The organism is Stenotrophomonas sp., from assembly GCF_031995405.1.
Classification (GTDB): domain Bacteria; phylum Pseudomonadota; class Gammaproteobacteria; order Xanthomonadales; family Xanthomonadaceae; genus Stenotrophomonas.
The window spans coordinates 1-11,558 of sequence record NZ_DAMAGC010000132.1 but is presented as its reverse complement, the minus strand read 5'-3'; the positions used below and the strand labels follow the sequence as shown (position 1 = coordinate 11,558).

General features: G+C 68.3%; 13 protein-coding genes and 1 pseudogene. 11 read left to right on the top strand and 3 right to left on the bottom strand.

The features are described 5' to 3' along the window. The 8 genes and pseudogenes from RTO53_RS17230 to RTO53_RS17195 form a co-directional block, all read left to right on the top strand. Window positions 1-801 (top strand): annotated as a pseudogene (locus tag RTO53_RS17230) (polynucleotide adenylyltransferase PcnB); the annotation flags it as partial. A 3-nt stretch (window positions 802-804) separates the two neighbouring features. Continuing rightward, a complete protein-coding gene (gene folK, locus RTO53_RS17225) occupies window positions 805-1,293 on the top strand; it encodes a 2-amino-4-hydroxy-6-hydroxymethyldihydropteridine diphosphokinase (protein ID WP_312238947.1) in 489 nt (162 codons plus the stop codon). A gap of 31 nt (window positions 1,294-1,324) precedes the next feature. Continuing rightward, a complete protein-coding gene (gene panB / locus RTO53_RS17220; protein ID WP_256774091.1) occupies window positions 1,325-2,140 on the top strand; it encodes a 3-methyl-2-oxobutanoate hydroxymethyltransferase in 816 nt (271 codons plus the stop codon). Continuing rightward, complete coding sequence (panC, locus tag RTO53_RS17215) at window positions 2,137-2,979, top strand: pantoate--beta-alanine ligase (protein WP_312238946.1); 843 nt, start codon at window positions 2,137-2,139, stop codon at window positions 2,977-2,979. The genes panB and panC overlap by 4 nt, the downstream gene beginning before the upstream one ends. Window positions 2,980-2,999: 20 nt before the next feature. After that, entirely contained in the window at window positions 3,000-3,317 is a 318-nt protein-coding gene (locus RTO53_RS17210; RefSeq protein ID WP_312238945.1) for a DUF5076 domain-containing protein, read from the top strand. A gap of 157 nt (window positions 3,318-3,474) precedes the next feature. After that, window positions 3,475-3,855 (top strand): aspartate 1-decarboxylase, encoded by a 381-nt coding sequence (gene panD / locus RTO53_RS17205; protein ID WP_256774086.1) that lies wholly within the window; start codon window positions 3,475-3,477, stop codon window positions 3,853-3,855. After that, window positions 3,852-5,366 carry a glucose-6-phosphate isomerase gene (gene pgi, locus RTO53_RS17200; RefSeq protein WP_312238944.1) on the top strand — a complete coding sequence of 505 codons (1,515 nt, stop codon included), beginning with the start codon at window positions 3,852-3,854 and terminating at the stop codon, window positions 5,364-5,366. Before panD ends, pgi begins: the two co-directional genes overlap by 4 nt. A 58-nt stretch (window positions 5,367-5,424) precedes the next feature. Next, window positions 5,425-5,868, top strand: a complete 444-nt coding sequence (locus tag RTO53_RS17195; protein WP_312238943.1) for an XVIPCD domain-containing protein — start codon at window positions 5,425-5,427, stop codon at window positions 5,866-5,868. 8 nt (window positions 5,869-5,876) lie between these two features. Here RTO53_RS17195 and RTO53_RS17190 read toward each other — a convergent pair whose 3' ends face one another. Both RTO53_RS17190 and RTO53_RS17185 read right to left on the bottom strand, forming a co-directional pair. Further along, the gene (locus RTO53_RS17190; RefSeq protein WP_312238942.1) at window positions 5,877-6,446 is read right to left on the bottom strand and encodes a response regulator transcription factor; all 570 of its coding nucleotides are present in this window, start codon (window positions 6,444-6,446) and stop codon (window positions 5,877-5,879) included. Continuing rightward, complete coding sequence (locus tag RTO53_RS17185; protein WP_312238941.1) at window positions 6,443-7,669, bottom strand: ATP-binding protein; 1,227 nt, start codon at window positions 7,667-7,669, stop codon at window positions 6,443-6,445. Before RTO53_RS17185 ends, RTO53_RS17190 begins: the two co-directional genes overlap by 4 nt. A gap of 159 nt (window positions 7,670-7,828) precedes the next feature. On the opposite strand from RTO53_RS17185, the gene ispG reads away from it, so the two are divergent. From ispG to RTO53_RS17170, 3 genes are all read left to right on the top strand, one after another. Beyond that, window positions 7,829-9,094, top strand: a complete 1,266-nt coding sequence (gene ispG / locus RTO53_RS17180; protein ID WP_256774081.1) for a flavodoxin-dependent (E)-4-hydroxy-3-methylbut-2-enyl-diphosphate synthase — start codon at window positions 7,829-7,831, stop codon at window positions 9,092-9,094. Beyond that, window positions 9,075-9,782, top strand: a complete 708-nt coding sequence (locus RTO53_RS17175; RefSeq protein WP_312238940.1) for a phosphatase PAP2 family protein — start codon at window positions 9,075-9,077, stop codon at window positions 9,780-9,782. The genes ispG and RTO53_RS17175 overlap by 20 nt, the downstream gene beginning before the upstream one ends. A gap of 223 nt (window positions 9,783-10,005) precedes the next feature. After that, entirely contained in the window at window positions 10,006-10,653 is a 648-nt protein-coding gene (locus RTO53_RS17170) for a response regulator (RefSeq protein WP_256774079.1), read from the top strand. 106 nt (window positions 10,654-10,759) lie between these two features. Here RTO53_RS17170 and RTO53_RS17165 read toward each other — a convergent pair whose 3' ends face one another. Then, on the bottom strand, window positions 10,760-11,419 hold the full coding sequence (locus RTO53_RS17165; protein WP_312238939.1) for a bifunctional 4-hydroxy-2-oxoglutarate aldolase/2-dehydro-3-deoxy-phosphogluconate aldolase: 660 nt from the start codon (window positions 11,417-11,419) through the stop codon (window positions 10,760-10,762). Window positions 11,420-11,558 lie beyond the last annotated feature (139 nt).

The following is an 11,558-nucleotide window of genomic DNA, read 5'->3' as shown; positions in this document are numbered from 1 at the left end:
TACCAGGAAGACCCGGTGCGGATGCTGCGCGCGGTGCGCCTGGCGGCCAAGCTCGGCTTCCAGATCGATGACGCCAGCGCCGAACCGCTGCCGCGCCTGGCCGGCCTGCTGGCCGAAGCCGCGCCGGCCCGCCTGTTCGAGGAAGTGCTCAAGCTGTTCCTGTCCGGGCACGGTGTGGCCAGCTTCGAGGGCCTGGAGCGTTACGGCCTGCTCGATGTGATGTTCCCCGAGAGTGCCGCCGCACTGCGCAGCAACCGCAGCGGTGCGTTGCGCCGGATGGTCATCGAAGGCCTGCACAACACCGACCTGCGCGTGGCCAACGACGAGCCGGTGTCGCCCTCGTTCCTGTTCGCGCTGCTGCTTTGGCCGGCCTTCTGCCGCGCGCTGGCCAGCCTGCAGAAGCAGGGCATCGCGCTGGAAGAGGCGCAACGCCGCGCCGCCGACCGGGTCACCCTGCACCAGCTGACCACCATCGCGCTGCCGCGCCGCTTTTCCCTGCCCATGCAGGAGATCTGGCTGCTGCAGGGCCGTTTCAGCTCGCGCCAGCGCAAGCGCGTGATCCGCACCCTGACCCATCCGCGCTTCCGCGCCGCCTACGATTTCCTGGTGCTGCGCCAGGTCGCGTCCAGCGAGCACAGCGCCGATGTGGAGTTCTGGCGCGAAGCCCAGCTGCAGTCCGGCACCGAGCTGGATTCGACGCTGGATGCCGCGCATGTCGAGGGCGAGGGTGATGAAGATGGCGCACCGCGCAAGCGCCGCCGTCGCCGCCGCCGTCCTGGCGGGGCCGCTGCAGGCGAGTAAGCGGTGACCGCCGCCTGCATCGGGTTGGGCGCCAACCTGGGGGACGCCGCGCAGACCCTGCGCGATGCGTTCCAGGCGCTGGCCGCATTGCCGCGCACCACGCTGCGGGCGCGTTCGCAGCTGTACAGCACGCCGGCCTGGGGCAATGAAGACCAGCCGGCGTTCGTCAACGCCGCCGCGCTGCTGGACACCGCACTGGGTGCGCCGGAACTGCTGGACGCGCTGTTGGCGATCGAGCGCGGCTTCGGCCGGGTCCGCGCCCCCGGCGTGCACTGGGGGCCGCGCACGCTGGACCTGGACCTGCTGCTGTATGGCGAGGCGGTCATCGACCTGCCGCAGCTGCAGGTGCCGCATCCCTACCTGCATGAGCGCGCCTTCGCGCTGCTGCCCCTGGCCGAGATCGCCCCGGACGCGCTGATTCCCGGGCACGGTCGCGTGCGGGATGCTGTGGTGCGGGTCCAGGCCTGCGGGATCGCGCCAATAGGGGGATAATGCCCCGCTTATCGCCACCGGTTATCAGCTCATGAGTACCCACGCAGACAGCAAGCCCTGGACCGTGCCCGCGTTGGCCGAGGCCAAGCGCAACGGGCAGAAGCTGGTGATGTTGACCGCCTACGACGCCGGTTTCGCGCGCGCGTTCGATGCCAACGGCGTGGACCTGATCCTGATCGGCGACTCGCTGGGCATGGTGGTGCAGGGGCATGATTCGACCCTGCCGGTAACCACCGACGACATGGTCTACCACACCCGTGCGGTGGCCCGTGTGCTGCAGCGTGCGCTGCTGGTGGCCGACCTGCCGTTCGGCGCCGATGCGACTCCCGAGCGCGCGCTGGACGCCTCGTTGCGCCTGCTCCAGGCCGGCGCGGAGATGGTCAAGATCGAAGGCGCCGGCTTCAAGCTGGACGTGATTCGTTACCTGGTCGAACGCGAAATTCCGGTGTGCTCGCACCTGGGCCTGACGCCGCAGTCGGTGCTGCGCCTGGGCGGCTATCGCGTGCAGGGCCGCGGCGACGCCGCCCAGCAGTTGCGTGACGACGCCAAGGCCGCGGTCGACGCCGGCGCTACGCTGATCGTGCTCGAGTGCGTGCCCACCCCGATTGCCACCCAGGTCACTGCCGATGTGGCCGTGCCCACCATCGGCATCGGTGCCGGCCCCGGCTGTGATGGCCAGGTGCTGGTGCTGCATGACTTCCTCGGCCTGGACAGCGGCCATCGCCGACCCAAGTTCGTCAAGGACTTCCTTGCCGAAGGCGGTTCGGTGGCCGGTGCCGTCCGTGCCTACGCCGACGCCGTGCGCGACGGCTCCTTCCCCGACGCAGAACACGCCTACGCCTCATGATCGAAACCGTCACCGAACTGTCCCGCCTGCGCGCCGTCGTCAACGGCTGGAAGCGCGAGGGCCTGCGCGTCGCGCTGGTCCCCACCATGGGCAACCTGCATGCGGGCCACTATTCGCTGGTCACGCTGGCGCGGCAATACGCCGACCGCGTGGTCTCCAGTGTCTTCGTCAATCCGACCCAGTTCGGCCCGAACGAGGACTTCACCCGCTACCCGCGCACCCCCGAGGCGGACACCACCGGGCTGGAGCAGGCCGGCTGTGACGTGCTGTGGCTGCCGACGGTCGAATCGATGTACCCGTTCGGCGTGGCGCTGGCCGCCAGCGTCAACGTGCCCGGCATCAGTGGTCTGCTGGAAGGCGCCCACCGGCCGGGCCATTTCGATGGCGTGTGTACGGTGGTCTCGCGCCTGTTCAACCAGGTGCAGCCGGACGTGGCCGCCTTCGGCAAGAAGGACTACCAGCAGCTGGCGGTGATCCGGCAGATGGTGGAAGACCTGGCCTTCCCGATCCAGATCGTCGGCGGGGACATCGTCCGCGAAGGCGATGGCCTGGCGATGAGCTCGCGCAACCAGTACCTCAACGCCGAACAGCGCCCGGTATCGACCACCATCCACCAGGTGCTGCTGGGCATGCGCGAAGGCTTCATCGCCGGCAAGACCCGCAGCCTGATCGAAGCCGAGGCCACCGCCGCGCTGCAGGCGGCCGGCTTCCAGGTCGACTACGCCGTGGTGCGCCTGCCGGACCTGTCCGAACCGGCCGATGCCAACGACGGCACCCGCGTGGCGCTGATCGCCGCGCGCATCGGCAACACCCGGTTGATCGACAACCTGGAGTTCTGAGGTTCGGCCACGGACATCCGATGAACGAACGCCCCATTCCCCCGGCCGCGCTGGCCGACGACCACGCCGTGGAGATGCTGCGGGTGTGGGTCGCCGCGCGCGGCCTGCATTGTTCGATGAAGCCCGGCATGCACGCGTCGACCCTGGGCATCGCCGAGGAACGGGCCTGGGGGATGATCCTGGCCGACACGGCCCGCCACCTGGCCGAGGGTATCGCCGGCCAGCGCGGCAGCGCCGACGCGGGCGAGCGGCTGCAGGAGATCATCGGCCACTTCCTGGCCGAGGTCGGCCAGCCGGCCTCGCCGGTGAGCGGCGGGATCGCGGATGGCGATGCCTGAGGCGGGGCAGCCGGCCGACCGGGCGACGCTCCGGACGGGGCGCAGGGCCTGGCTTGCCTGAATGGACGGCAGCGCCGGGTCGGGGCGCAACCGCCCGGGACTGCCGGCGTTCCGGCGGGTGCTAGAATTTCCCTTTCCTTTACCGTTGTCGCGCGCCATGCACCTCTCCCTGCTCAAGACCAAGATCCACCGCGCCACCGTCACCCACTCCGAGTTGAACTACGAAGGTTCCATCGCCATCGATGACAACCTGCTGCAGGCCACCGGCATCCGTGAGTTCGAACAGGTGCATATCTGGGACGTCACCAACGGTGCGCGTTTCTCCACCTATGCCATCCGCGCCGAAGCCGGCAGCGGCGTGGTCTCGCTCAACGGCGGCGCCGCGCGCCACGTGCAGGTGGGCGACATCATCATCATCGCCGCCTTCGCCAGCATGAGCGAAGAAGAAGCTGACAGCTTCCGCCCGAAGTTGGTATATGTGGACGGCAAGAACCAGATCTCCCACACCAACGACAGCATCCCGACACAGGCCGCATGACACAGCACAACGGATTCGACCCGCTTCACTCCCATGCCCAGCGCCTGCGTGGCGCGAGCATCCCTTCGCTGCTTGCCGCCGAACCGGAGCGGGCACGAACGTTGGGATTGCGGGTCGGTCCGTTGTACGTCAATTTCGCGCGGCAGAAATACGATCGCGCGGCGTTGGACGCACTGCTGCAGCTGGCCGCCGAGCGCGATGTCGCCGGCGGCTTCCAGCGCCTGTTCCGCGGTGAAACGGTCAATGTGACCGAAGGCCGTGCGGCGCTGCATACCGCGTTGCGCGGCGACCTCAGCGGTGCACCGGTTGCCGGCGATGCGTTCGCTACCGCCGCCAAGGTACGCGCACGGATGGGCGAGCTGATCGCCGCGCTGGAAAAGACCCCTGTCACCGACATCGTCAGCGTCGGCATCGGCGGTTCGGACCTGGGTCCGCGCCTGGTCGCCGATGCGCTGCGCCCGGTCACCGGCGCGCGCTTCCGCGTGCACTTCGTTTCCAACGTCGACGGCGCCGCCATGCAGCGCACGTTGGCTACGCTGGATCCGGCGACCACCGCCGGCATCCTGATCTCCAAGACCTTCGGCACCCAGGAAACCCTGCTCAACGGGCAGATCCTGCACGACTGGCTGGGGGGCAGCGAGCGCCTGTACGCGGTGAGCGCCAACCCGGAGCGTGCCGCACAGGCCTTCTCGATTTCCGCCGGCCGCGTGCTGCCGATGTGGGACTGGGTGGGCGGGCGTTATTCGCTGTGGTCGGCGGTCGGTTTCCCGATCGCGCTGGCAATCGGCTTCGAGCGTTTCGAACAGCTCCTGGCCGGTGCCGCACAGATGGACGAACACGCGCTGACCGCGCCGCTGGCGCAGAACCTGCCGGTGCTGCATGCGCTGACCGACGTCTGGAACCGCAACCTGCTCGGCCACGCCACCCATGCGGTGATGACCTACGACCAGCGCCTGGCGCTGCTGCCGGCCTACCTGCAGCAGCTGGTGATGGAAAGCCTGGGCAAGCGCGTGCAGCTCGATGGCAGCCCGGTCGCCAACGACACCGTGCCGGTGTGGTGGGGCGGGGCGGGCACCGATGTGCAGCACAGCTTCTTCCAGGCCTTGCACCAGGGCACCAGCGTGATCCCGGCCGACTTCATCGGCTGCGTGCACAACGATGATCCCTATGGGGTCAACCACCAGGCACTGCTGGCCAACCTGCTGGCGCAGACCGAGGCGCTGGCCAACGGTCAGGGCAGCGACGATCCGCATCGCGAATACCCCGGCGGCCGCCCGAGCACGCTGATCCTGCTCGACGCACTTACCCCGCAGTCGCTGGGCGCGCTGATCGCCATGTACGAGCATGCGGTGTTCGTGCAGTCGCTGATCTGGAACATCAACGCCTTCGACCAGTTCGGCGTGGAGCTGGGCAAGCAGCTGGCCAGCCAGCTGCTGCCGGCGCTGCAGGGCCAGGCGCATGCGATCTCCGATCCGGTGACGCTGGAAGTGCTGGGTCGGCTGAAGGCCTGATTCTCTCGTCGGTATCGGCCATGGGTCGATGCCGGCCTACCATCAGACAGGAGTCGCAATGCACCAGGACACCCCCGCACCTCGCCCCACGCCCGACCAGGCCGGGCATCCCGACCACGCGATGTACCAGCAGATCCGCGACGGCGTGGCCGCCATCGACGCCCAGCATGGGCGCAGTTTCGATGACACCAGCGAGCGCCTCACCGCCAGCCTGTTGCCGCTGGCCAAGGAGAACGGCCTGAGCCGGGTCGATCACGTGGTGCTGAGCCAGCAGGGCACCGAGGCCAAGCCGGGGGAGTACGTGTTTGTGGTGCAGGGCGCGTTGGACAACCCGGCGCACCTGCGCGCGCACACGGCTACCGCCGAGGCGGTGCAGACGCCGGTGGACGCCTCGTTCCAGCGCGTGCAGGCCGCCGATGCGCAGTCGGTCGCGCGCGAACGCGGCAACGACGAACCGCTGCGCCAGCAGAACCCGCAGCACGCCCCGCACACGCAGGGCTGATTCGCGCCTTACGGCCGCTCGGGGCTCGGCCGCTTGGCCAGCTTGCGCTGCAGCGAGCGCCGATGCATGCCGAGCAGGCGCGCGGCGGCCGATACATTGCCGCCGGTCTCATGCATCGCCTGCTGGATGTGTTCCCACTGCAGGCGGCTGATCGGGGTCATCGCATCCGGCGGCTCCATGTCGCCGTCGTCGGCCGGGCCATCGTCTTCTTCGCCCAGTGCACGCAGGATCATCGGCACCGTGGCCGGCTTGGGCAGGTAGTCGTCCGCGCCGAGCTTGATCGCCTCCACTGCGGTGGCGATGCTGGCATAGCCGGTGACCAGCAGGATCCGCATGTCCTCGCGCAATGCGCGCAGCGGCTGGATCAGCGACAGGCCCGATTCGGCGCCCAGCTTCAGGTCGATCAGCGCATACGCCGGCGGATTCTGCCGGGCCAGCATCAGCGCCGAGGCGGTATCGCTGGCGGTGACCGTTTCCAGGCCCTTGCGGGCCAGGCTGCGCTGCAGGGTGCGCAGGTAGAGTTCGTCGTCGTCGACCAGCAGGCCATGGCTGGCGGCGGGCAGGGTGGGCAGGGTCATGCGGAAGTCTCCGGAGGCGTCAAAGGCAGGCGGAAGCCGACGCGGGTGCCGGCGCCGTTGGCCGGGCGCATCCACAGTTCGCCGTCCAGGCGTTCGATGGTGGCGTGGGACAGGGCCAGGCCCACGCCCATGCCCTGCGCCTTGCCGCTGTTGAACAGGGTGCCGGGCAACACTGCCTGGCGGGCGTCGAAGCCGTGGCCGTAGTCGCGGACTTCGCCGATGAGGTCATCGCCTTCGATGCGTACGGTCAGGTCCACCTGGGGGCGCTCGGCCTTCTCGCCGGCGTCGGCGGCGTTGTTGAGGAGCACCATCAGCAGGTGGCCGATGCCCGGGTCCAGCGGCAGTTTCAGCGGGGCGTCGTCGTTGCGCTTGAGGGTGATGGTCGGGCGCACCAGCCGCCATTGCTCCAGCACCTGCGGCAGGGTCACGTGGTCGCGGCCGGGCGCATCGCCGGCGGCAGGCCGGGCCAGCGCCAGCACCCGCTCGCGGCACTGCACCAGCAGCTCGCGCAGCGTGTCCACGTCGTCGCGCACTTCGCTGCTGTTGGTCTGGTCGGCGATGTCGTCGGCCAGCAGGGTCATGGTCGCCAGCGGGGTGTTCAGTTCGTGCGCCACCGAGGCGGCGTGGGTGGCCAGTGCGACGATGCCTTCGTTGCGCACGAAGCGCTCGCGCAGCATCGCCAGCTCGTGTTCGCGCTGGCGCAGGGCGATCGCCAGGCGGGTGGCGAACACCAGCACCACCGTGGCCGAGAGCAGGAAATTGCAGACCACGCCCCACTGGTGCATCTGCATCGCCGTGAACCAGCCGGCGGGCAGGGGCAGGCCGAAGATGCCACTGACCGCGTACCCAAGCAGGCAGGTGGCGGCCACGGCCAGGGTCCAGCGCAGCGGCAGCGCCAGCGCGGCCAGCGCGATCAGGATCAGGAACAGCGAGCCGAACGGATTGGCGATGCCGCCGCTCCAGCCGACCATCCAGGTCAGCACGGTCACATCGACCAGGATGTGGCAGAAGGCGGTGACCGGCGCGGTATCGGCGCTCTCCACCCGCAGCTGCGCGTACAGGTTGAACAGCGCCAGCGCAGCCACGCCCGCCCACAGCGGGCGCTGCGGCAGTTCCAGTCCGAGCACCCAGGTGGCCACCAGGATGGTCGCGGCCTGGCCGGCCACGGCCAGCCAGCGCAGGCTGCACAGGGTGCGGAGGAAGGGGGCGTCGGTACCGGTCATCACCGCACATCCTATGCGCTCGCCGCGCCGCCTGCCTGCGACAATCGGCCGCATCGGCGCTGGCGGCCCCGTGGGTGGGCAGAATGCGCGCCAACCGCAGGATGAGTGACAACCAGCAGTTGCCACCTACGGTCACCGTTGGCGCGCTAAAATACGCCGATGCATGACGCCGTCACCCAACCGACCCAACCGTCCGACACCACCGTGTGGGCCCGCCGCCAGACCCAGGCCGTCCGTATCGGCGGCGTGGTCGTAGGCGGAGGCCAGCCCGTGGTGGTGCAGTCGATGACCAACACCGACACCGCCGATGTGGCCGCCAGCGTCAAGCAGGTCGCCGAACTGTGGCGGGCCGGCTCGGAGATGGTGCGCCTGACCGTCAACAATCCCGAGTCGGCCGCGGCGATTCCGCGCATCGTGGAGAAGCTGCGGATGATGGGCATCGAGGTGCCCCTGATCGGCGACTTCCATTACAACGGCCACCAGCTGCTGACCCAGGAGCCGGCCTGCGCCGAAGCCTTGGCCAAGTACCGGATCAACCCGGGCAACGTGGGCTTTGGCAAGAAGAAGGACACCCAGTTCGCGCAGCTGATCGAGTTTGCGATCCGCTACGACAAGCCGGTGCGCATCGGGGCCAACTGGGGTTCGCTTGACCAGTCGCTGGCCGCGCGCCTGATGGACGAAAACAGCCAGCGCGCGCAGCCGTGGGACGCCGGCCGGGTGCTGCGCGAGGCGCTGATCCGTTCCGCGCTGGATTCGGCCCATACCGCTGTCGAACTGGGCCTGCCGCGCGATCGCATCGTGCTGTCGGCCAAGGTCAGCGGCGTGCAGGAATTGATCGCGGTATACCGCGACCTGGCCCAGCGCTCGGATTTCGCGCTGCACCTGGGCCTGACCGAGGCCGGGATCGGCAGCAAGGGCATTGTCGCCTCGTCGGCGGCGCTGGCGGTGCTGCTGCAGGAAGGCATCGGCGACACCATCCGCATATCGCTGACGCCCGAGCCGGGCCAGTCGCGCACCGCCGAAGTGATCGTCGCCCAGGAACTGCTGCAGACCACCGGCCAGCGTGCCTTCACCCCGCTGGTCACGGCCTGTCCGGGCTGTGGCCGGACCACCTCCGAGTTCTTCCAGGAACTGGCCAAGGTGGTGCAGAACCACGTGCGCGGGAAGATGCCGGAATGGAAGGTGAGCCACCCGGGTGCGGAGAACATGACCCTGGCGGTGATGGGCTGCATCGTCAACGGGCCGGGCGAATCGCGCCATGCCAACATCGGCATCTCGCTGCCCGGTACCGGTGAAACCCCGGCTGCGCCGGTGTTCGTGGATGGCGAGAAGACGGTGACGCTGCGCGGTGACAACATCGCCCAGGAATTCGTGGCGCTGATCGACGATTACGTCGAACGCAAGTATGTCCGCAGCGTCGGATAAGCCAACGGTGCTGGCCGCCCCGGAGGCGGCTGCCGGTTTCCGCCATTGGATGGCCCACAACGCCTGGCGTTTCGTGCTGCTGTTCGCCGGGTTGCTGCTGCCGCTGGCCGGCTTCGTCGCGCTCGCCGACGAAGTGCATGAGCTGGAGTCGTTCTACTTCGACGCACCCTTGCTGTGGAAACTGCACGGCCTGCATTCGCCGGGCCTGGACCAGTTCTTCGTGCTGCTCTCCAAGCTGGGCTACGAGTGGTTCCTGATCCCGGCCGACGTGTTGATCGTCGGCGTGCTGCTGTGGCGCCGACGCTGGCGTGAAGCCAGTTTCGTGGCGATCTGCTTCGTCGGTTCGGCGTTGCTGAACATGGGCAGCAAGCAGTTCTTCCAGCGCGACCGCCCCAGTCTGTGGGAATCGATCGCCCCGGAAAGCACGTTCAGTTTCCCCAGCGGGCACGCCATGGGCTCGATGACCCTCGCAGCGACGGTGGTGCTGTTGGCCTGGAACACCCGCTGGCGCTGGCCGGTGCTGGTGGCCGCGCCCTTGTTCAGCGTGCTGGTCAGCGTGTCGCGGGTCTACCTGGGCGTGCATTACCCCTCCGACATCCTGGCCGGGTGGTGTGCGGCACTGGTTTGGGTGGTAGGGTGCTTCCTGGTCATGTTCAGGCGGCACACGCCGTGGCGTCTCCGGCACTGAACGGGTCCGGACGCGTGGCAGGCCGATTGCGGCAGGGGCGCAGGCGTACACTGATAGGCGTAGTAAACCGATAAAGCCAGGGGTGAAAGGCTTAGGGGAAGGGCAAACCGGCATGGGTGTGATGCGGGCACCAGAACGCGGTGACAGGGCGTGCTTTTCCTTGTTATCGCCGTACCCCGCCGCTAGGCTTGCCCCCGTTCGCAGCGTTTTAAGAGGTGCGTGGATGACGATTCGAGTGTATCTGGTGGACGATCATGCGCTGGTGCGTACCGGCATGAAGATGATCCTGTCCAACGAGACCGATATCGAGGTAGTCGGTGAAGCAGACTCCGGGGAAGATGCGTTGCCTGAGATCCGCCACCTGCGTCCGGACGTGGTGCTGTGCGACCTGCATCTGCCGGGTGTCAGCGGCATGGAAGTCACCGAGCGGGTGGTGCGGGGCGACCACGGGACGCGCGTGGTGATCGTGTCGGTGCTTGAAGACGGCCCGATGCCCAAGCGCCTGCTCGAAGCTGGCGCGTCCGGTTACATCGGCAAGGGCTGCGATGCGCAGGAGCTGCTGCGCGCCGTGCGCGACGCGGCCATGGGCAGGCGTTACCTCGGCAGCAGCATCGCGCAGAATCTGGCGCTGTCCAACGTCGAAGGCAGCCAATCGCCGTTCGACACCCTGTCCCCGCGCGAACTGGAAGTGGCCCTGCTGCTCACCCAGGGCCTGCGCCAGGAAGACATCGCCAAGCGCCTGAGCCTGAGTGCCAAGACGGTGAACACGCACAAGGCGCGCCTGTTCGAGAAAATGGGCATCCACGACAACATCGCCTTGGCGCGCATGGCCAGCCAGTACGGGCTGGTGGACCCGGCGCGACCGATGTAACAACCGGTGGCACACAAATAAAAAACGCCCGGGCATGCCCGGGCGTTTTGTTTTGGCACGCCACCGGTGGCGCCACGCCGTGCGTGGCCCCTCCCCGATACGGACCTTAGTGCGACCGCACCCGCGCCACGATCTTCGCCGCTTGTGCCGCGCTGTCGCGCACCTTGTCCCACTGACCGTGCTCGATCCAGCTGCCCGGCACCATCCACGACCCACCGATGCAGACCACGTTCTTCTGCTCCAGGTACTCGGCCGCCGTGTCCTCGGTGATGCCACCGGTCGGGCACAGCTTCAGGTCCGGAATCGGACCGGCCAGGCCCTTGATCATCGCCAGCCCACCCACGGCCGAGGCCGGGAACAGCTTGCACACCCGGAAACCACGCGCATACAACGCCAGCATCTCCGTCGGCGAAGCCGCACCCGGCACCACCGGCAGCGCCGCCTGCGCCAACGCATCGGCCATATGCGCCGGCGTTCCCGGCGTCACCAGGAAATCCGCGCCCGCATCGATCGACTGCTGCATCTGCTCCACCGTCAGCACCGTGCCCGCACCCACCACCACATCGGGCAGCTCGCGCTTGAGCATCGCCAACGCCTCCATCGCCACCGGCGTACGCAGCGTCAACTCGATCGCCGGAAGCCCCCCCTCCAGCAGCGCCGCACTGACCGCGCGCGCCTGATCAAGCGTATGCACCGTCACCACCGGCAGGATGCCGGCAGCCTTCAACAGGGATTCGGCGCGTTTCTGGTGTTCGGCGATGCTCATGTGTTCTTTCTCTCTCATCAATGACTGAAGCGCAAGAAGCGCCGAAATGTATCGGGAGGCAGCGGTTGGCCCTGATCAGGACCGTCAAGCGGCATGGATGCCGCTTGCGAGCCCCCATGGATGGGTTTACGGCGTGTCC